19 protein-coding genes, 2 tRNA genes and 4 other RNA genes are annotated in these 21,155 nt (G+C 51.1%); 13 read left to right on the forward strand and 12 right to left on the reverse strand.

Annotated elements, in window-relative coordinates; genetic code table 11:
* Positions 1–47 precede the first annotated feature (47 nt).
* A complete protein-coding gene (locus AC22LX_RS04310; RefSeq protein WP_015367051.1) occupies positions 48–344 on the forward strand; it encodes a YciI family protein in 297 nt (98 codons plus the stop codon).
* A 52-nt stretch (positions 345–396) separates the two neighbouring features.
* Here AC22LX_RS04310 and AC22LX_RS04315 read toward each other — a convergent pair whose 3' ends face one another.
* Positions 397–570 carry a YciY family protein gene (locus tag AC22LX_RS04315; protein WP_086538044.1) on the reverse strand — a complete coding sequence of 58 codons (174 nt, stop codon included), beginning with the start codon at positions 568–570 and terminating at the stop codon, positions 397–399.
* Between the two features lie 144 nt (positions 571–714).
* Between AC22LX_RS04315 and cls the strand changes: the two genes are divergently transcribed.
* Together cls and AC22LX_RS04325 are read left to right on the forward strand one after the other, a co-directional pair.
* Positions 715–2,175, forward strand: coding sequence for a cardiolipin synthase (gene cls, locus AC22LX_RS04320; RefSeq protein WP_045397543.1), 1,461 nt, complete (start codon positions 715–717; stop codon positions 2,173–2,175).
* 34 nt (positions 2,176–2,209) lie between these two features.
* Positions 2,210–2,539, forward strand: coding sequence for an HI1450 family dsDNA-mimic protein (locus AC22LX_RS04325; RefSeq protein ID WP_015367064.1), 330 nt, complete (start codon positions 2,210–2,212; stop codon positions 2,537–2,539).
* 68 nt (positions 2,540–2,607) lie between these two features.
* Here AC22LX_RS04325 and AC22LX_RS04330 read toward each other — a convergent pair whose 3' ends face one another.
* The 7 genes from AC22LX_RS04330 to AC22LX_RS04360 form a co-directional block, all read right to left on the reverse strand.
* A complete protein-coding gene (locus tag AC22LX_RS04330) occupies positions 2,608–3,474 on the reverse strand; it encodes an ion transporter (protein ID WP_045368707.1) in 867 nt (288 codons plus the stop codon).
* A gap of 16 nt (positions 3,475–3,490) precedes the next feature.
* Complete coding sequence (oppF, locus tag AC22LX_RS04335) at positions 3,491–4,495, reverse strand: murein tripeptide/oligopeptide ABC transporter ATP-binding protein OppF (protein ID WP_015367066.1); 1,005 nt, start codon at positions 4,493–4,495, stop codon at positions 3,491–3,493.
* Complete coding sequence (gene oppD / locus AC22LX_RS04340) at positions 4,492–5,505, reverse strand: ABC transporter ATP-binding protein (RefSeq protein ID WP_045397545.1); 1,014 nt, start codon at positions 5,503–5,505, stop codon at positions 4,492–4,494. Before oppD ends, oppF begins: the two co-directional genes overlap by 4 nt.
* An 11-nt stretch (positions 5,506–5,516) precedes the next feature.
* Positions 5,517–6,425, reverse strand: coding sequence for an oligopeptide ABC transporter permease OppC (gene oppC, locus AC22LX_RS04345; protein ID WP_015367068.1), 909 nt, complete (start codon positions 6,423–6,425; stop codon positions 5,517–5,519).
* A 14-nt stretch (positions 6,426–6,439) separates the two neighbouring features.
* Entirely contained in the window at positions 6,440–7,360 is a 921-nt protein-coding gene (gene oppB / locus AC22LX_RS04350) for an oligopeptide ABC transporter permease OppB (RefSeq protein WP_015367069.1), read from the reverse strand.
* Between the two features lie 84 nt (positions 7,361–7,444).
* Positions 7,445–9,076 (reverse strand): oligopeptide ABC transporter substrate-binding protein OppA, encoded by a 1,632-nt coding sequence (gene oppA, locus AC22LX_RS04355; protein WP_045397547.1) that lies wholly within the window; start codon positions 9,074–9,076, stop codon positions 7,445–7,447.
* A 753-nt stretch (positions 9,077–9,829) separates the two neighbouring features.
* The gene (locus tag AC22LX_RS04360) at positions 9,830–10,477 is read right to left on the reverse strand and encodes a YchE family NAAT transporter (protein ID WP_045397549.1); all 648 of its coding nucleotides are present in this window, start codon (positions 10,475–10,477) and stop codon (positions 9,830–9,832) included.
* 478 nt (positions 10,478–10,955) lie between these two features.
* Between AC22LX_RS04360 and adhE the strand changes: the two genes are divergently transcribed.
* The gene (adhE, locus tag AC22LX_RS04365; RefSeq protein WP_045397551.1) at positions 10,956–13,634 is read left to right on the forward strand and encodes a bifunctional acetaldehyde-CoA/alcohol dehydrogenase; all 2,679 of its coding nucleotides are present in this window, start codon (positions 10,956–10,958) and stop codon (positions 13,632–13,634) included.
* A 184-nt stretch (positions 13,635–13,818) separates the two neighbouring features.
* Here the strand turns inward: adhE and tdk are convergent, their stop codons facing one another.
* Complete coding sequence (gene tdk, locus AC22LX_RS04370; protein ID WP_045397553.1) at positions 13,819–14,439, reverse strand: thymidine kinase; 621 nt, start codon at positions 14,437–14,439, stop codon at positions 13,819–13,821.
* Between the two features lie 546 nt (positions 14,440–14,985).
* Between tdk and hns the strand changes: the two genes are divergently transcribed.
* A complete protein-coding gene (gene hns, locus AC22LX_RS04375) occupies positions 14,986–15,393 on the forward strand; it encodes a histone-like nucleoid-structuring protein H-NS (RefSeq protein WP_004103116.1) in 408 nt (135 codons plus the stop codon).
* A 125-nt stretch (positions 15,394–15,518) separates the two neighbouring features.
* Here the strand turns inward: hns and galU are convergent, their stop codons facing one another.
* From galU to rssA, 3 genes are all read right to left on the reverse strand, one after another.
* Complete coding sequence (gene galU, locus AC22LX_RS04380; protein WP_045397556.1) at positions 15,519–16,421, reverse strand: UTP--glucose-1-phosphate uridylyltransferase GalU; 903 nt, start codon at positions 16,419–16,421, stop codon at positions 15,519–15,521.
* 198 nt (positions 16,422–16,619) lie between these two features.
* A complete protein-coding gene (gene rssB / locus AC22LX_RS04385) occupies positions 16,620–17,633 on the reverse strand; it encodes a two-component system response regulator RssB (RefSeq protein WP_045397559.1) in 1,014 nt (337 codons plus the stop codon).
* Between the two features lie 89 nt (positions 17,634–17,722).
* Entirely contained in the window at positions 17,723–18,622 is a 900-nt protein-coding gene (rssA, locus tag AC22LX_RS04390; protein WP_045397562.1) for a patatin-like phospholipase RssA, read from the reverse strand.
* A 110-nt stretch (positions 18,623–18,732) separates the two neighbouring features.
* Here rssA and AC22LX_RS04395 point away from each other — a divergent pair, with 110 nt between their 5' ends.
* The 8 genes from AC22LX_RS04395 (at position 18,733) to AC22LX_RS04430 (ending at position 21,150) form a co-directional block, all read left to right on the forward strand.
* Positions 18,733–19,191 carry a YchJ family protein gene (locus AC22LX_RS04395; protein ID WP_045397568.1) on the forward strand — a complete coding sequence of 153 codons (459 nt, stop codon included), beginning with the start codon at positions 18,733–18,735 and terminating at the stop codon, positions 19,189–19,191.
* 44 nt (positions 19,192–19,235) lie between these two features.
* Entirely contained in the window at positions 19,236–20,078 is an 843-nt protein-coding gene (purU, locus tag AC22LX_RS04400; RefSeq protein WP_487333767.1) for a formyltetrahydrofolate deformylase, read from the forward strand.
* 159 nt (positions 20,079–20,237) lie between these two features.
* Positions 20,238–20,322, forward strand: a tRNA-Tyr gene (locus tag AC22LX_RS04405).
* Between the two features lie 43 nt (positions 20,323–20,365).
* A non-coding RNA gene (locus tag AC22LX_RS04410) (RtT sRNA) lies at positions 20,366–20,498 on the forward strand.
* A gap of 39 nt (positions 20,499–20,537) precedes the next feature.
* Positions 20,538–20,622 (forward strand) — tRNA-Tyr (locus AC22LX_RS04415).
* 43 nt (positions 20,623–20,665) lie between these two features.
* Positions 20,666–20,798: non-coding RNA, RtT sRNA (locus tag AC22LX_RS04420), on the forward strand.
* 43 nt (positions 20,799–20,841) lie between these two features.
* A non-coding RNA gene (locus AC22LX_RS04425) (RtT sRNA) lies at positions 20,842–20,974 on the forward strand.
* 43 nt (positions 20,975–21,017) lie between these two features.
* Positions 21,018–21,150, forward strand: a non-coding RNA gene (locus AC22LX_RS04430) — RtT sRNA.
* Positions 21,151–21,155 lie beyond the last annotated feature (5 nt).

Here is a 21,155-nt window from a genome sequence, read left to right on the forward strand (position 1 = left end):
CTTTCACGTCACGTGATTTGCCTATTTTTTGATTAAGGAGCCTTGCCGTGCTTTACGTCATCTACGCAGAAGATATCGCCGATTCTCTGGAAAAACGCCAGGCGGTGCGCCCTGCCCATCTGGCGCGCCTACAACTATTACATGATGAAGGCCGTTTACTGACCGCAGGCCCAATGCCCGCGGTAGATAGCAATGAACCTGGCGCGGCAGGATTTAGCGGCTCAACGGTTATCGCAGAATTTGAATCGCTGGAAGCGGCGCAGTCCTGGGCCAACGATGACCCCTATATCGCCGCAGGCGTCTATCAGCACGTCTCGGTGAAACCTTACAAAAAAGTATTTTAATCAACCACTTAAAACACATAGGCACCGCAAGCGGTGCCTTTCGTTTTAACTCTCAGAATTCAGAGAAGGTGAACAGCAAAGCATGACGCTGCCGTTTGACCAGGCACTTCCTGATTGAAAGAATCCGCATGTTGCGGCGAGATTGGGCTTCCAGCCAGCGCGATTTACGGCGACTTACTTGTCTAAGCATGCGCCAGCGCCCTACTTCCGTTCTACTACGCTTCATTGCTACTACTCTACGAGTGAAAAACAGCCCTCATTATAAACCGATGAATCTGTCTGACCATCGCTTTCGCTGCGTTTTTATTTGCCAGATGGATGATGATGCGTAAACTCATGGCATCGGGCTATTCAAAAGGATTTTTCATCTATGACAACCTTTTACACGGTCGTAAACTGGCTAGTCATTCTTGGTTACTGGCTACTGATTGCCGGCGTTACATTACGCATTTTAATGAAACGTCGCGCAGTGCCTTCCGCCATGGCATGGTTACTGATCATTTACATCCTGCCGCTGGTGGGAATTATCGCTTACCTCTCTTTCGGCGAACTGCATCTTGGTAAGCGTCGAGCCGAGCGCGCTCGCGCCATGTGGCCCTCCACCGCCAAATGGCTAACGGACCTGAAAAGCTGCAAACATATTTTTGCTGAAGAAAATAGCCCGGTTGCCGAATCACTGTTCAAACTGTGCGAACGTCGCCAGGGGATCGCTGGCGTAAAAGGTAACCAGCTACAGCTGCTGACCGAATCTGATGATGTCATGCAGGCGCTGATTCGAGACATCCAGCTGGCGCGGCATAACATCGAAATGGTATTCTACATCTGGCAGCCCGGCGGGATGGCCGACCAGGTGGCGGAATCGCTGATGGCAGCCGCACGACGCGGCGTGCATTGCCGGCTGATGCTCGATTCGGCCGGTAGCGTCGCCTTTTTCCGCAGCCCGTGGGCGGCAATGATGCGTAACGCCGGTATCGAGGTGGTCGAAGCGCTGAAAGTGAATCTGATGCGTGTATTTTTACGCCGTATGGATCTGCGTCAGCACCGTAAAATGGTGATGATTGACAACTATATTGCCTACACCGGTAGCATGAATATGGTTGACCCGCGCTACTTCAAACAGGATTCCGGCGTCGGCCAATGGGTCGATCTGATGGCGCGAATGGAAGGTCCGGTGGCGACGGCGATGGGTATCGTCTACTCCTGCGACTGGGAAATTGAGACCGGCAAGCGAATTTTGCCGCCGCCGCCGGACGTCAACATCATGCCGTTTGAGGAAGCCAATGGACATACCATCCATACCATTGCTTCTGGTCCCGGCTTCCCGGAAGATTTGATTCATCAGGCGTTGTTAACCGCAGCCTATGCGGCGAAAGAACATCTGATCATGACCACCCCCTACTTCGTCCCCAGCGATGACCTGCTGCACGCCATCTGTACCGCCGCCCAACGCGGTGTCGAGGTGAGTATTATCATGCCGCGTAAAAACGACTCCTTGCTGGTAGGCTGGGCCAGTCGCGCCTTCTTCACTGAACTGCTTGCCGCTGGCGTGAAAATTTACCAATTCGAAGGCGGTCTGCTACATACCAAAAGCGTGCTGGTGGATGGCGAATTGAGCCTGGTCGGTACCGTTAATCTCGATATGCGCAGCCTGTGGCTTAATTTCGAGATCACGCTGGCGATAGACGACGTGGGCTTCGGCGGAGACCTGGCGGCGGTACAGGACGATTACATCTCCCGATCGCGCCTGCTGGATGCAAAACTGTGGGCCAAACGTCCGCTATGGCAGCGGATCGCAGAGCGACTGTTTTACTTCTTCAGCCCGTTGCTGTAAAACGTGCCCATCAGATGCTTAACGGGTAGCAATCATGGATATGGATTTAAACAATCGCCTGACCGAAGACGAAACGCTCGAACAGGCCTACGATATCTTTCTTGAGCTGGCGGCAGATAACCTAGACCCAGCGGATATCATTCTTTTCAATCTGCAGTTTGAAGAGCGCGGCGGCGCCGAGCTGTTTGACCCGGCGGAAGACTGGCAGGAGCATGTCGATTACGACCTCAATCCAGATTTCTTCGCCGAAGTTGTCATTGGCCTGGCCGATACCGATGGCGGTGAGATCAACGATATCTTCGCTCGCGTTCTGCTGTGCCGCGAAAAAGATCACAAGCTGTGCCACATTCTGTGGCGTGAATAAGCATTAAGCTAATGCGCCTGTAAAAAAGCCTGCCGACGGTAACATCGGCAGGCTTTTTGTTTTATACGTTATTGCGGTAATTCTGTTCCGCAGGCGTGGCAGAAACGGGCGTTTTTATCATGCTCGGCGTTATTGCAGTTTGGGCAAACGCGGCGGGCGCGTCGGTTTTGCAGCGCCGTAGTCATATGGGTCGTTATCAGCCCGGTTGGAATGGCGATGATAGAATAACCGATGAGAATTAACACCGAGGCGAGTATCCGCCCTAGCGGCGTATGCGGCGTAATGTCGCCATACCCCACGGTAGTAATGGTGACGATTGCCCAATAGACCGAAGCATTTAAGGTGGTAAACCCGTATTGCGGCCCTTCAATTAAATACATCAGCGAGCCGAAAATCACCATCACAATAGCAATAAACGAGTAGAACAGAATGAGCTGATGGCGGGCGCTGACGATAGCCCGCCAAAAAATATTCAGCGACGGCATAAAACGCAGCAGTTTAAGAATACGCAGCGCGCGGATAACCCGCATGGCCCGCCAGGCAAAAACATACTCGAGGCTCATTTCCGGCCATAGCCACATCACATACAGCGGCAAAACGGTCGCCAGATCGATAAATCCCCAGAAGCTGAAGATATAGCGCAGCGGATTCGGCCAGCTGATAACACGTAAAATATATTCCGCGGTGAAGACCGCGGTGACCCCCAACTCCAGCCAGACAAAAATATGCCATTCATCTAGCGACAGGTGATACTGCGAACCGAGTCCGGACTCAACAAAAATAATGACCACGCTCAACAGGGCGAATAAACCGCAAAGCCCTTCAAAACGGCGGCCGGAGCGACGAGTTTGATCGAAAAGTAAATGGTAAAGCCGCAAACGGGCGGCGGAAAGCGAAACTGCCACGTTAACCTCACAATAAAAAAGGGCTGACATCAGTCAGCCCAAGTGATTATAACGGGTCTACCTTCAGGCAGGAAACCGCATGGCGGAAACTGCCTTCCAGCACCGGACGCGTTTTGGCGCATTCGGGCCCGGCCAATGGACATCGGGTGCGGAACACGCAACCCGAAGGCGGATTAATCGGCGAAGGCAACTCCCCTTCCAGCAGTTGGATGGTTTTATTCTTCTCAAGATCAGGATCCGGCACCGGTACGGCCGACATCAGCGCTTTGGTATAAGGATGCAGCGGATTATGGTACACCTCATCATAGGTACCTAACTCCACCGCATGACCCAAATACATGACCAGCACGCGGTCGGAAATATGTTTTACTACCGCCAGGTCATGGGCAATAAAAATCAACGACAGCCCCATCTCCCGCTGCAGTTGTTGTAGTAAGTTCACCACCTGCGCCTGGATGGAAACATCCAGCGCCGATACCGGCTCATCGCAAATAATCAACTTAGGCTCAAGGATCAGCGCGCGAGCGATACCAATGCGCTGACACTGGCCGCCGGAGAATTCGTGCGGATAGCGGTTAATCAGGTTCGGCAGCAGTCCGACCTTCATCATCATCGCCTTCACGCGATCGCGCACTTCCTGACGTGGCATCTTCGGGTGATAGGTCCGCAGCGGTTCAGCGATGATTTCGCCAATGGTCATACGCGGATTCAGCGATGCTAAAGGATCCTGGAAGATCATCTGGATATCGCTGCGCACGTCGCGCCACTCTTCCGGCTTCATGCCTAACAGATCTTTTCCAAGCCAGGCCACTTTACCGTCGGTAGCTTTCACCAGGCCGATGATGGCGCGGGCGAAGGTCGATTTACCGCAGCCGGATTCACCAACCACCCCGAGCGTTTCGCCTTCATACAGGCGCAGAGTAACGCCATCCACCGCTTTGAGCGTTTTTGACGGCTGCCAGAACCATTGCTTACCATCTTTAATATCAAAATGTACTTTCAGGTCAGCAATTTCGAGCAACACTTTTCTTTGTTCGATCACGGCGTTCATAGCAGATCCCCTACCGGTTTAAAGCAGGCGCGCAGGCGACCTGGCGCAAACGACTCCAGAGGCGGAGCGCTATTACAGATTTCCATAGCATGCGGACAGCGCGGCTGGAACGGACATCCTTTCGGCAGACGCAGCAGGTTCGGCGGGTTGCCTGGAATCGTCAGCAAGGAATCGCCTTCGCCATCGAGACGCGGTACCGCATTGAGTAAACCGATCGAGTACGGGTGCGACGGTCGGTAGAACACATCGCGCGCCTGACCGTATTCCATGGTACGCCCGGCATACATCACCAGTACCTTATCGCAGATCCCCGCCACCACGCCGAGGTCGTGGGTAATCATAATAATCGCGGTGTTAAACTCGCGCTTCAGCTCGTTAAGCAGGGTCATGATCTGCGCCTGCACGGTGACGTCCAACGCGGTGGTCGGTTCATCGGCAATCAGCAGTTTTGGCCGACATAACAGCGCCATGGCGATCATCACGCGCTGGCGCATTCCGCCGGAGAACTCGTGCGGGAACATCTTCATGCGCTTACGCGCTTCCGGCATCTTCACCGCATCGAGCATCCGTACCGACTCTTCAAAAGCCGCGGCTTTGCTCAGCCCTTTATGCAGCATCAGCACTTCCATCAGCTGCTCGCCGACCCGCATATAAGGGTTCAACGACGTCATCGGATCCTGGAAAATCATCGAAATCTGTTCGGCACGCAGCTTATTCAGATCGCGCTCCGGCAAATTGAGGATTTCACGACCGTTAAAAGTGGCGGAACCACCGATATGGCCATTCGCCGCCAGCAGCCCCATTAAAGCGAATGCCGTTTGCGATTTACCGGAACCTGACTCACCGACGATACCTAAGGTTTCACCAGCCCGCAGGTTAAAATTCAGATCGTTAACCGCGGTGACATCGCCATCCGGCGTTTTAAACGTCACCCGAAGATCCTTCACATCCAGCAGCAGACCGCTTTGCTGCGCGGCCTGCGGCGCTTTAGTCATTTCAATTGTGCTCATGACGGCGCTCCTTAGCGGTCTTTCGGGTCGAGGGCATCACGCAGGCCATCGCCGATAAAGTTGAAACAGAACAGCGTTACCACCAGGAACCCGGCAGGGAACAATAACAGCCACGGCGAGACTTCCATTGAGTTGGCGCCATCACTGAGTAACGCGCCCCAACTGCTCAGCGGCTCCTGGGTACCAAGGCCGAGGAAGCTCAGGAAGGATTCGAACAGAATCATGCTGGGTACCAGCAGTGAAGCGTAAACCACCACCACGCCCAGGACGTTCGGCACGATATGGCGAATAACGATATTCGCGGTGGAGACCCCGCCGACCTGCGCGGCTTCGATGAACTCTTTACGTTTCAGACTCAGGGTCTGACCGCGTACGATACGCGCCATATCCAGCCAAGATACCATCCCGATCGCCACAAAGATCAGCAGGATGTTCTGACCAAAGAAGGTAACCAGCAGGATCACGAAGAACATGAACGGGAAGGAGTTGAGGATTTCCAGCAAACGCATCATCACCGAGTCCACTTTGCCGCCGAGATAACCGGAAAGTGAACCATAGAGGGTGCCGAGGATCACCGCCACCAGCGCTGCGGCCACGCCAACCATCAGCGAAATACGTCCGCCAATCGCTACGCGCACCAGCAGGTCGCGACCGGATGAATCGGTACCAAAATAGTGACCAGACTCCATATCCGGAGCGTTGGACATCATCCCCCAGTCGGTATCGAAATAGGAGAACTGCGACAACATTGGAGCGATAGTCACAAACAGCGCAATAATCACCAGCACAATCAGGCTGGCTACCGCCGCGCGGTTATGCATAAAGCGGCGACGCGCATCCTGCCACAGGCTACGGCCCTCAACCTCCAGCTTCTCACTGAAGTGCTCCAGCGCCTCGCTGTTTTTCTTACTTAACATCATGGCGAACTCCGGCTTCAGTAGCGAATTTTCGGATCGATAACGGCGTACAGCACGTCGACGATCGCGTTAAACAGAATGGTCAGCGCGCCGACCAGAATCGTCAGGCTAAGCACCAGCGAGTAGTCGCGGTTAAGCGCGCCGTTGACGAATAACTGGCCAATACCCGGCAGGCCGTAAATCGTTTCGATAACCATTGAGCCGGTGATAATGCCGACGAACGCCGGCCCCATATAGGAAAGCACCGGCAGCAGCGCAGGCTTCAACGCGTGGCGGAAGATAATTCTGCGCATCGGCAGACCTTTCGCCCGCGCGGTGCGAATGAAGTTAGAGTGCAAAACTTCAATCATCGAACCGCGGGTGATACGGGCGATACTGGCAATATAGGCCAGCGATAACGCCACCATTGGCAGGATCATAAATTTCAGCGCCCCGCCGTTCCAGCCGCCGCCAGGCAGCCAGTGCAGCGTGATGGCGAAAATCATCACCAACAGCGGCGCCACCACGAAACTCGGTATGACGACGCCGGTCATTGCCACCCCCATCACCGCGTAGTCCCATTTGGTATTCTGTTTTAACGCGGCAATAACCCCGGCGCTGACGCCAAGAATCACGGCTAACAAGAAGGCTGCAAGGCCCAGTTTGGCGGAAACCGGGAAGCTTGATGCGACCAGATCGTTGACCGAATAATCTTTATATTTGAAGGAAGGACCGAAATCACCGTGCGCCAGTTGCTTCAGATAATTGAAGTACTGGGTCATGATGGGGTCGTTTAAATGATATTTCGCTTCAATATTCGCCATGACTTCCGGCGGCAGCGTGCGTTCACCGGTAAAAGGACTGCCCGGCGCGAGGCGCATCATGAAGAAAGAGATAGTAATAAGAATGAATAGCGTCGGAATCGCTTCCAGACAGCGACGTAATATGAATTTTAACATTGCCCGTACCTTCTGGCCTGTGCCTATCGAGTGCGATGAATTCAGACACGGTGGGGCAAGCTCAGCCTGCCCCACGTCTTGCCATTAATGTTTGATAATATAAAGGTTCTTCACGTAAATATTATCCAACGGGTCTTTACCGGTATAACCGCCAACCCACGGTTTAACCAGGCGCGCGTTCACATAGTAGTAAACAGGCACAATCGCGGAATCTTTATCCAGCTGTTGTTCCGACTGCGCGTACAGCTCGGCGCGTTTCGCTTCATCGGTGACCTGCAGGGTATCGCCGATGATCTTATCGAATGCCGGGCTCTTATAATGCGCCGTGTTGTTAGAGCTGTCGCTGAGCATGGTGTTCAGGAACGATGTCGGCTCGTTGTAATCAGCGCACCAGCCGGCGCGAGCGACATCGAAGGTGCCCTGATGACGGCTATCGAGGAAGGTTTTCCACTCCTGATTTTCCAGCTTAACGTTAGCGCCAAGGTTTTTCTTCCAGATGGACGCCACGGCGATAGCCAGTTTTTTATGTAAATCGGAAGTGTTGTAGAGCAGATTAAAGGTCAGCGGCTTATCAGCGGTATAACCGGCTTCCGCCAGCAATTTTTTCGCTTCTTCATTACGCTTGTCCTGAGACCATTTGAACCACTCCGGCTCAACGAGTTTCATGCCGTCGGTGTATGGCGGGGTATAACTGTAAGCCGGCAGATCGCCCTGGTTTTTCACTTTATTGACGATAATATCGCGATCCAGCGCCAGCTTAAGCGCGGTACGGACGCGTACGTCGGTAAATGGCGCTTTCTGGTTATTGATTTCGTAATAATAAGTACACAGATAAGGATCGACGTGAACTTCTTTCGGGATCTCTTTTTTCAGCTTCTGGAACAGTTCAATCGGCATGTTGTTATAGGTCATGTCGATCTCGCCGCTGCGATAGCGGTTCACATCGGTAACTTCAGAAGAAATTGGCAGGTAAGTTACCTGGTTAATAACGGTTTTGGCGTTGTCCCAGTAATTCGTATTACGCTCGAGCACAATACGCTCGTTGACCACCCAGTCTTTTAATTTATAAGCGCCGTTGGTGACAATATTCGCCGGCTGAGTCCATTTCTCACCATATTTTTCAATGGCAGCTTTTGGTACTGGAGAAACGGATGGATGGACGAGGAGTTTATAGAAATAAGGAACCGGTTCGCTCAGCGTGACTTCAAACGTTTTGTCGTCAATCGCTTTGACGCCAAGGTCTGTTGCAGGTTTTTTGCCAGCGATAATCTCATCGACGTTGGCGACATGGCCGTACTGGAGATAGCTGGCGTAAGGAGATGCCGTTTTCGGATCGGCCAGACGCTGCCAGCTATAAACGAAATCTTGCGCGGTAACCGGTGAACCGTCGGACCATTTGGCATCCTTGCGGATATGGAAGGTCCAGACTTTAAAATCCTTGTTATCCCACGATTCGGCAACGCCCGGCACAGGATGGCCGTTAAGATCGCCAATCACTAACCCTTCAAACAGATCGCGGTTAACGTTGGACTCCGGGACGCCTTCAATTTTATGCGGATCCAGAGATTGCACCTCTGCCCCGTTATTACGCACCAGCGTTTGTTTATCCGCCAGTTGCACCCCAGCAGGAACATCTGCTGCCATAGCAACATTTGCGGTGATTAGCGCAGATAAAATTCCCGCCGCTACCAGACTTTTTTTAGTGATGATGGTCATGTGTTGTTACTCCACTCATTATAATTACTGGTTATTTAACCAGCCTGTTATTTTTCCCTTAAAGGGATTCTGTACAGTGCAGGAGTCTTTGCCGCTGTCAGATTCTACTGCTTGCTATCACCGACTTATTTATTACGACCGCTCAAACGGCAGCCTTGACGTCGATTCTTTATCCCCCTGTCCAGAGGGGAATTCCGGCACAATGAGTTATGTAATAATAATTCTCATCTGTGCACATTATTTAGTTAGCGATCAGGCCGGAAAGTACCAAAACGGTTTCATGTCCGCCAATGCAATTTGCAAATATGTTACCGGATTCTCTTTTATTGTTTTTTTAGCCGCACTTAACGTAAGACTTATCATGTTAAAAAAGCAAAAATATTGCTTTTAATCAGCAAGATAGGAACACCCTGTCATTTTGCGTTCCCGCTCTGCGCGCAAAGTTGCTTTTTTGCACAATAATTTAACAATTGTCTAATTTTTAGCACATTAATCTGCTGTCTCGCAGAAATTACTAATATCATTTCAATGATCCGACAGCAAGCGCCAGAGAATGATGTGACGAAAATAACAGTGATGAGGGGAGAAAGACAGTACGGCGAGATAGAATAAAAACGACTAACCATATGATAAATATAAAATTAAATCATAATTGGTAAAAGTTATAGTTTGTCTTTTATATCAGCTGCAGAAATAAGTTTTGCTAATAATCTTTCAAACGCGAGGCCCCACGCCCCGCTCCTGCCAAGTAAGTTACCCTGTCAATCCAGGAAACAGCGCTTTAATCCCGGTGACGATAAACTCAATCCCTAAAGCCATCAGCAACAGACCCATGATACGAGTAATGACGTTAATCCCGGTCTGCCCTAACAATCTGACCAACCATGGCGCCATGCGGAAAATTCCCCAACAACAGGCGGCAAACAGCGCAATGGCGATTGAAAAACCGATCAGGTGGGCAATGGAGTGATAGCGAGTCCCCCAAACGATCGTGGAGCTTATCGCCCCTGGCCCCGCCATTAAAGGTAACGCTAACGGTACGACACCGATACTTTCACGAATAGCCGTCTCCGACTTCTCCTGTTTGTTTTGTTTATCTTCACCGAGTTTGCCGCTAATCATCGACATGGCGATAGTCACCACCAGGATCCCACCCGCAATACGGAAAGAATCAATAGAGATGCCGAAAATTTGCAAGATGCCATCGCCAAGGAAGAGCGAGGTAAGGAGAATGATAGCCACCGACAGATTAGCCGTCAGATTCGTCTTATTGCGCACCAGCGCCGTCTGGTAGCTGGTCATGCTAATGAAAACCGGGATGATGCCGACCGGGTTGACCAGCGCGAAAAGGCCGATAAAAAATTTAAAATAAACAGCGAAATCAAACAACGGTAGGGTCACAGTGAACTCCGCAGCACCATTAAAAAAGGCTGTTGACAGTGTCAGTACAAATTAATTTGGCAGAAGATACCCTTTTCATAGCCACAATTCATCTCAAATATGCAGCCGCGGCTGTTTGCTTTTATTTGTTATATATTTGTTTAGCGGATGGGCTTTATTCATTAAATATGCATACCTTATCACTCCCCATCATCTAACTGGTCAATTATTGCCCTGCTGAAAGGTATCAGCATCGCCAAATATTGATCTAAATCACGTAATTCATACTCAGAAGTGAGTAATCTTGGCTACATCAAGAGAGTGAAAGGCCGAAGTACCTGAGTGCGTAGTGAGACAAAGCTTTTTTAGTAAATCAGTGTGTTCAAAGCGTTAGAAATCTTTACGTTAACATTTACATGCAAGCTGTTAACAGCCTGTCTATAATGTCGAATCGAGCTACTGTTTTACTAAAAAAGTTTAACATTATCAGGAGAGCATTATGGCTGTTACTAATGTCGCTGAACTTAACGCACTTGTAGAGCGCGTAAAAAAAGCCCAGCGTGAATATGCCAGTTTCACTCAAGAACAAGTTGATAAGATCTTCCGTGCCGCCGCTCTGGCCGCTGCAGATGCTCGAATCCCTCTCGCAAAAATGGCCGTTGCCGAATCCGGCATGGGTATTATTGAAGATAAAGTGATCAAAAACCACTTCGCCTCCGAATATATCTACAACGCCTATAAAGATGAAAAAACCTGTGGCGTCCTGTCTGAAGACGACACTTTCGGTACCATCACCATTGCTGAACCAATCGGTATTATTTGCGGTATCGTTCCGACTACCAACCCGACCTCAACGGCTATCTTCAAATCGCTGATCAGCCTGAAGACGCGTAACGCCATTATCTTCTCCCCGCACCCGCGTGCTAAAGACGCTACCAACAAAGCGGCTGACATCGTATTGCAGGCGGCGATTGCTGCCGGTGCGCCGAAAGATCTGATTGGTTGGATCGACCAACCTTCAGTAGAACTGTCTAATGCGCTGATGCACCACCCTGACATCAACCTGATCCTCGCCACCGGTGGCCCAGGTATGGTTAAAGCTGCTTACAGTTCTGGTAAACCAGCTATCGGCGTTGGTGCAGGTAACACGCCGGTTGTTATCGATGAAACTGCCGATATTAAACGCGCAGTAGCGTCCGTACTGATGTCAAAAACCTTCGATAACGGCGTTATCTGTGCTTCTGAACAGTCTGTTGTTGTTGTCGACTCGGTCTACGATGCCGTTCGCGAACGTTTTGCCAGCCACGGCGGCTACCTGCTGCAGGGCAAAGAATTGAAAGCCGTTCAGGACATCATCCTGAAAAATGGCGCGCTGAATGCGGCGATCGTTGGTCAACCGGCGGCAAAAATCGCTGAACTGGCAGGCTTCACCGTGCCGGCCACCACTAAGATTCTGATCGGCGAAGTTACCGACGTTGACGAAAGCGAACCGTTCGCTCACGAAAAACTGTCCCCGACGCTGGCAATGTACCGGGCGAAAGATTTCGAAGACGCGGTCGATAAAGCAGAAAAACTGGTCGCCATGGGCGGTATCGGTCACACCTCTTGCCTGTACACCGACCAGGACAACCAGCCGGCTCGCGTGGCCTACTTCGGCCAGATGATGAAAACCGCGCGTATCCTGATCAACACCCCGGCTTCTCAGGGTGGTATCGGCGACCTGTATAACTTCAAACTCGCACCTTCCCTAACTCTGGGTTGTGGTTCCTGGGGTGGTAACTCCATCTCTGAAAACGTTGGTCCGAAACACCTGATCAACAAGAAAACCGTTGCTAAGCGAGCTGAAAACATGTTGTGGCATAAACTTCCGAAATCTATCTACTTCCGTCGTGGCTCTCTGCCAATCGCACTGGATGAAGTGATTACTGATGGTCACAAACGCGCGCTGATTGTGACTGACCGCTTCCTGTTCAACAACGGTTATGCCGACCAGATCACTTCCGTACTGAAAGCGGCTGGCGTAGAAACCGAAGTGTTCTTTGAAGTTGAAGCTGACCCAACGCTGACCATCGTGCGTAAAGGCGCGGATCTGGCCAACTCCTTCAAACCAGACGTAATCATTGCGCTGGGCGGCGGTTCCCCGATGGATGCAGCCAAAATCATGTGGGTTATGTATGAGCATCCGGAAACCCACTTCGAAGAACTGGCGCTGCGCTTTATGGATATCCGTAAACGTATCTACAAGTTCCCGAAAATGGGCGTTAAAGCGAAGATGGTTGCCATCACCACGACTTCCGGTACCGGCTCTGAAGTGACTCCGTTCGCCGTGGTAACCGACGATGCAACTGGACAGAAATATCCGCTGGCCGATTACGCGCTGACTCCGGATATGGCGATTGTCGATGCCAACCTGGTCATGGATATGCCGAAGTCCCTGTGCGCCTTCGGTGGTCTGGACGCCGTGACTCATGCCCTGGAAGCTTACGTCTCCGTACTGGCTTCCGAGTTCTCCGATGGTCAGGCTCTGCAGGCGCTGAAACTGCTGAAAGAGTATCTGCCGGCCTCTTACCACGAAGGTTCTAAGAACCCGGTAGCCCGCGAACGTGTGCACAGTGCCGCCACTATCGCCGGTATCGCGTTTGCTAACGCCTTCCTGGGCGTGTGCCACTCTATGGCGCACAAACTGGGCTCACAGTTCCACATTCCTCACGGTCTGGCGAACGCCCTGCTGATCTGCAACGTTATCCGCTATAACGCGAATGACAACCCGACCAAGCAGACCGCATTCAGTCAGTATGACCGTCCGCAGGCACGCCGTCGTTACGCCGAGATCGCAGACCACCTGGGTCTGAGCGCTCCGGGCGACCGCACTGCTGCGAAAATCGAGAAACTGCTGGCATGGCTGGAAAGCCTCAAAGCGGAGCTGGGTATTCCGAAATCTATCCGTGAAGCCGGTGTTCAGGAAGCTGATTTCCTGGCTCACGTTGATAAGCTGTCTGAAGACGCCTTCGATGACCAGTGCACCGGCGCTAACCCGCGCTACCCGCTGATCGCCGAGCTGAAACAGATTCTGCTGGACACCTACTACGGTCGTGACTTTGTCGAAGGCGAAGCAGCGGCTGTGAAAAAAGAAGCGGCTCCAGTCAAAGCTGAGAAAAAAGCGAAAAAATCCGCTTAATTCACGGCATTGATATGAACGAAGCCCCATCTATTGATGGGGCTTTTTTTATATTCGTACTTTATTCGTGTTCACATACAGAAGTACAAGAAGCAATACACTGGGTAATATCTGAATACAGGAACCGATTCCATAAAAGACAACAGGCGCCATACAGGCGCCTGAAGATAATGAAATTAAAGAATTATTCGCAGTGGCGCAGCTTACTTTGCACCTGGGTTAACGAACCGATATTCAACGCCTCTTTATAATGCTTACGGCATACGGAAACGTAGCGCTCATTACCGCCAATCACCACCTGCTCGCCCTCATTGTACGGTCGCCCCTCCTGGTCAAGACGCAAAACCATGCTTGCCTTTCGCCCACAGAAGCAAATAGTTTTTAATTCAACCAGCTTATCCGACCATGCCAACAAATACTGGCTACCGCTAAATAACTCACCGCGAAAGTCCGTACGCAAGCCGTAGCACAATACAGGGATATCGAGCTCATCCACCACTTCTGAGAGCTCGTGGACCTGTTCACGGGTCAGGAACTGGCTTTCGTCCACCAGCACGCAATGAATAGGCTGGCGGGCATGTTCTGACGCTATATCGGCATATAATGACGTCTGAGGATTATACAGCCGCGCCGGAGAAGACAGCCCGATTCGCGAGCTCACTTTGCCAGAACCAAAGCGGTCGTCGATTTCAGCGGTATAAACGACTGTACGCATCCCTCGTTCCTGGTAATTGTACGAAGACTGCAACAGTGCGGTAGACTTACCGGCATTCATTGCAGAATAGTAAAAATAAAGTTGTGCCATCGGCTGCGTAACCCCAATCAATGTGTTTTACTGCGCAATTGTATCATATATTACCGAGCCGACCGTGCTTTCACAGGGGGTATTGCCGACTTAACGATAATGCTTTACAAAAAATGAAACGGACGGTGAATGAATAGCTTCAGGCAAGACCGTTACTGCGCCAGCAGATACAAATCATTGTCGTTTTGTGCTTAAACCGCCATTCTCCGGACAACTATAATGGGTTTTGGCCGCCAATTTATATTAAGCATCACCGTAACTAATGCGCTAAAACTGAAGAGTGATATTTATCCACGTAAAGTATAAATTTACTCTCGAAACGCAGGAAAACCATCCTGACTCATGGTTTTAGCGCCAGTGCGTATGCTTAAGCTATAAGCGAGAAGATGTGAAGTCGCGCGAAAATTTAACTTAAATTATTTAATCAACCAGACAAATAACAAGTAATTTTGAATTCCTTACATTCTCCCCTATTGCACATCTGATTTTATCGCTCTATTATTACTTCAACAAACCACCCCACAATATAAGTTTGAGATTACTACAATGAGCGAAGCACTTAAAATTTTGAACAACATCCGTACTCTTCGTGCGCAGGCAAGAGAATGCACCCTTGAAACGCTTGAAGAGATGCTGGAAAAATTAGAAGTTGTCGTTAACGAACGTCGCGAAGAAGAAAGCGCCGCTGCTGCAGAAATTGAAGAGCGCACTCGTAAACTGCAACAGTACCGCGAAATGCTGATCGCTGACGGTATTGATCCGAATGAACTGCTGAGCACCATGGCGGCAGTTAAAGCTGGCACCAAAACTAAACGTGCTGCACGTCCGGCTAAATACAGCTACGTTGATGAAAACGGCGAAACTAAAACCTGGACTGGCCAGGGTCGTACTCCGGCAGTCATCAAGAAAGCAATGGACGAGCAAGGTAAAACACTGGACGATTTCCTGCTCTAATTAGCTTTATGCTTGATATAAAAATCCCGCTTCGGCGGGATTTTTTTTATCGCTACACGCTTAAAGTAACAGGCATAAAAAAACCGGATCATCATCAGACGATCCGGTTGTTCTGCTGGCGAATATTACTTCGCGACAGCCTGCTCAAGCCAGGCTTTAAAGTCTTCGCCCAGAGTTTTATGGCGAACGCCATATTCTACGAAGGCCTGCATATAACCGAGCTTATTACCGCAGTCATGGCTTTTGCCTTTCATGTGGTAGGCTTCAACGGTTTCTTTCTCGATCAGCATATCAATAGCATCAGTCAGCTGAATTTCATCGCCAGCTCCCGGAGGGGTTTTCGCCAGCAGCGGCCAAATATCGGCGCTCAGCACATAACGACCGACTACCGCCAGATTAGACGGCGCGACGTCTGCCTTCGGTTTCTCAACAACGCCAACCATCGGCACGCTTTCGCCAGGCTGCAGGCTTTCGCCTTTGCAGTCAACAACACCATAGGCCGTAACGTCATCAACCGGCTCAACCATGATCTGGCTGGCGCCCGTTTCGTCAAAGCGAGCAATCATTTCCGCCAGGTTATCGCGGGTCAGATCGGATTCATATTCGTCCAGAATCACGTCCGGCAGAATAACCGCAACCGGTTCGTCGCCGACAACCGGATGCGCGCACAGCACCGCGTGGCCCAGACCTTTAGCCAGCCCCTGACGTACCTGCATGATGGTGACGTGCGGCGGACAAATAGACTGAACTTCTTCCAGAAGCTGACGTTTTACACGTTTTTCCAGCATCGCTTCGAGTTCGAAGCTGGTATCGAAATGGTTTTCAATAGAGTTTTTCGAAGAGTGTGTCACCAGAACAATTTCAGTAATCCCAGCGGCGATACATTCGTTAACAACATATTGGATTAATGGTTTATCTACCAGTGGCAGCATTTCTTTCGGAATAGCCTTGGTGGCGGGTAGCATCCTGGTGCCTAATCCCGCTACCGGGATAACAGCTTTTCTTACTTTAGAATTAAGGGCAGCCATTGAAATCTCCTGGACTGTTCGTTTTTTGAACTTAATCGTCAATAAATAACGCATCGAGTATATCAGTCTGATCAGATAAACCTGGTCTGAAAAGGTTTGGATACCCTCGAATTAGGACTTTTACGCATAAAACGCAGTGATAGTACCACCGGAAATGTAGGCCCGGTAATCCCACCTACTAAAAATAGATAGAATTGTTCAATCTGCAGACAACATCAGGCGTAAACGTCCCCCGGCTCCCCAAATTTGACACTGCCATGATGTGCAGCGCTGGCTAATTTGGTTGAGGTATGCGTTGCCCAACGTTCCTAACGGAACGCCGTTACTAATTTGAATTTTATGCTCTCCGGTATTCAGCGTGCCGTTAAGGCCAGCAGAAACCAGAATCAAATTTTTTAATCCGCTGTGATAATAACCAACCAACAATGGGAATTGGCCTGGTAAATTGGCCTGGCGGAGTAATTGGTTAACTTGTTTTAACAATGCGCCCATTTCCGGCAGTCGCTGCCCCTGATGAGCAAGCTGTTCTTGCAACAAACCATTAAACAAAGCGCGTAATAATAATGCGGCCAGAACGCCATTATCACCGGCACGGGTAACATCCAGGCAATAAAACGCCAGATCGTTTTCTGATAACGGCGCAATATCCAGCACCAGCCCCGGTTTATCCGCAGAGATAAGCTGACGGTAATGAATGCGACAATGAGATATCTCCTGCTGTACCGGCGGCTGAAGCTCCTGCAATAACCTTGACGCGGCCAGAGGATCGCTAACTAACGCATCCCAGTCTTCAAATAATCGCTCTTCCTCTTCTACTCGAGAACTAAACATTGTCGGGTAGAGACATGCATACACCGTTTCACGCAGGCGATTAAAATCTTTTACCGGCTTCAGTAAGACATCCTGCACGCCAAGACGCAGCGCTTTGGCAATGTCCGCCATGTTTTCGGTCGCGGAAATCATCAAAATAGGAAGTTGTTCACCCTGGTTGCGAACCTGTTCAACCAGCTCCAGGCCGTTCATTCTCGGCATCGAGATATCACAAATCATCAGATCCGGTTTCGAAATCGCGATTTGCTGCAGCGCCTCAATGCCGTCTTCCGCCTGGCGGATGGTCGCCCCCAGTGAAGTGAGCCAGCTATCCAGAAGAGAGCGGAAAACGGGTTCGTCTTCAACTATCAGAATCTGTTTTCCCGCCAATGGCTGCGTCATGTTCTCTCCCCTGGCTGACGATAATTAAATAGTGGCACGCTATTCACGCTATCGCCTGTCAGAATTTACTTAAGTGTTGGACAAGTGCGCTACGCGGAAGTGCGCACCAAGGGTAATAATTCATCCATTTTTTTCTCAACGGCCAGCTGTCCTGCGGCCATCGCTTCGCCAGCACGATGAAAATCGAGAGTGGAGATTTGCGGACAAAACGGCTGTAGCAGGATATCTGGCGGATCGCCTGCCATACGATTACGTTTCAGGCGGTTTTCCAGCACCTGAATCGAGGTGGACATAATCTCCATCGCCGTGGGGGTTATTGTCGCACGACGAGAGCTCATTCTCCCCAACCGGGATCGCAGGCGGGAATGCCAACTTAGCTCTTCTATCGGCTCCGGACGCGGCGATTCGATTGATAACAGGTCCTGCTGCATAAGATGGGCGTCATGCTGGAGGTCAACGGCAATCACAATATCCGCCCCCAAGGCTCGCGTTAGCGAGACCGGAACCGGATTGACCACCGCACCATCTACCAGCCAGTAGCCGTTATGCATCACCGGCGACATCAGGCCCGGCATACTACAAGAAGCGCGGACCGCCATGTGCAGGTCACCTTCCGTAAACCATAATTCACGCCCGGTGCTCAGGTTTGTCGCCACGGCGGCAAAACGACGTTCACACTCTTCGATTTGCGCAACAGGCATAATTTGCCGGTATTGATTGAACACCCGCTCGCCGCGTAACAAACCGCCGCGCCGCCAGGAGAGATCCATCAAGCGCAGCACATCCCAGTTGCTAAAGGAGCTAACCCACTTTTCCAACGCAGGGAGACGATTGCAGGCGTAAGCCGCACCGACTAAGGCACCAATAGAACATCCCGCCACTACATCGACATCAATTCCCGCCCGATGCAGCGCTTTTATCACGCCGATATGCGACCAACCGCGCGCGGCGCCAGCCCCTAGCGCTAAACCAATCTTCAACTTTCTCATTAGTACTGATACATATCCTTCCACTCCGAGCATGACATCAGCGCCATCGCTCAGTTAACATAATGCAGGTTGGCGCTCAGGCGCCGTCATTCTTTTCCATGGAGGCGATTTTGTCGCAATTATGCCCCTGTGGCAGCGCTCTCGAGTATAGCTCATGTTGCCAGCGATATCTGGACGGCGGTCAGCTAGCGCCGAGCCCGTCACAGCTGATGCGTTCCCGCTATAGCGCATTCGTGATGAAAGATGTCGATTATTTAATCAAAACCTGGCATCCGACCTGTGAAGCGTCACGTTTTCGCACCGATATTGAAAAAGGCTTTGCCAATACGCAATGGCTCGGCTTAACCGTTTTCGCCACCGATAACGGACGTAATCCCGACGAAGGCTTCGTCAGTTTTATCGCACGTTTTACTGAAGATAACCGCCCCGGCGCGATTATTGAACGTTCCAGATTCTTAAAAGAAAACGGACAGTGGTACTATATTGACGGCACCCGGCCATTAATTGGTCGTAATGACCCCTGCCCTTGCGGTTCAGGTAAAAAATTTAAAAAATGCTGCGGCCAGTAAGGCCCGGCATCAGCAATTGCAAACACAACAGGATTTCCCCCGCGATGCATTCATTACAACGTAAAGTACTACGCACCATTTGCCCTGATCAGAAAGGCCTCATCGCGCGTATCACGAATATCTGCTACAAGCACGAGTTAAACATCGTGCAGAACAATGAGTTTGTCGACCACCGTACCGGTCGCTTCTTCATGCGTACCGAGCTCGAAGGTATTTTTAACGACGCCACACTGCTGGCCGACCTCGATAGCGCGCTGCCGGAAGGTTCAATTCGCGAACTCAACCCGGCCGGCCGTCGCCGGGTGGTGATTCTGGTCACCAAAGAAGCGCACTGTCTCGGCGATCTACTGATGAAAGCCAACTACGGTGGGCTGGATGTCGACATCGCCGCGGTAATCGGCAACCATGAAACGCTGCGCACGCTGGTGGAACGTTTCGGTATTCCTTTTGAGCTGGTGAGCCATGAGGGACTGAGCCGTGAAGAGCACGACCAGCGAATGGGCGATGCGATAGCCGCCCACGATCCGGACTACGTGGTACTGGCAAAGTACATGCGCGTGCTAACTCCGGCGTTTGTTGCTCGTTTCCCGAACAAAATCATTAATATTCACCACTCGTTCCTGCCGGCGTTTATCGGTGCGCGTCCGTATCATCAGGCCTATGAGCGCGGGGTGAAGATTATCGGCGCCACCGCCCACTACGTGAATGATAATCTGGATGAAGGCCCAATCATCATGCAGGACGTGATTCACGTCGATCATACCTATACCGCCGAAGATATGATGCGCGCGGGGCGCGACGTTGAAAAAAACGTCTTAAGCCGAGCGCTTTATCGGGTGCTGGCGCAGCGCGTCTTTGTTTACGGTAACCGGACGATTATTCTTTAATCGACAGCGAAATGAATTGGTTAGCTTTACGGCGTTACGCGTAAAAATCAGGCAACCAGTTTAATTTTGTCAAAGGAATGCTTTACAGGGGCGCGTCATTTGGTATGATGCGCCCCGCTTCCCGAGAAGGGAGCAGGCCAGTACAAAGCATTACCCCGTGGTGGGGTTCCCGAGCGGCCAAAGGGAGCAGACTGTAAATCTGCCGTCATCGACTTCGAAGGTTCGAATCCTTCCCCCACCACCATTATTCACTACAGTGATATGGTTTCCCCGACAAGCGTAAACGATGTTTGCATTTAGCGGGAAGGGTGAGAACCTTAGACTAAGGTTCGACTCGAGCGCCAGCGAGAGAACGTTGCCATAGGCAACGGCCCGAAGGGCGAGGAGCGATAGCGACGAGTTATCCTTCCCCCACCACCATTCATTTTGCTGAATAGCCTACAATTTGATTTTACCCCTGGTGGGGTTCCCGAGCGGCCAAAGGGAGCAGACTGTAAATCTGCCGTCATCGACTTCGAAGGTTCGAATCCTTCCCCCACCACCATCTCCTCATGTCATGCCCAGCTTAATCTACTTGCGATATTCTATATTCTGCCCTACGGGGAAGGATGAGAAGCTTCGACTAAGGTTCGACTCGAGCGTTAGCGAGAGAACGTTGCCGCAGGCAACGGCCCGAAGGGCGAGGCGCTTTAGCGCCGAGTAATCCTTCCCCCACCACCATCTCCTCATGTTATGCCCAGCTTAATCTACTTGCGATATTCTATATTCTGCCCTACGGGGAAGGATGAGAAGCTTCGACTAAGGTTCGACTCGAGCGTTAGCGAGAGAACGTTGCCGCAGGCAACGGCCCGAAGGGCGAGGCGCTTTAGCGCCGAGTAATCCTTCCCCCACCACCATCTCCCCATGTTATGCCCAGCTTAATCTACCTGCGATATTCTATATTCTGCCCAATGGGGAAGGATGAGAAGCTTCGACTAAGGTTCGACTCGAGCGTCAGCGAGAGAACGTTGCCGCAGGCAACGGCCCGAAGGGCGAGGCGCTTTAGCGCCGAGTAATCCTTCCCCCACCACCATCTCC

The sequence above is a fragment of the Klebsiella sp. PK01 genome, from assembly GCF_057624675.1.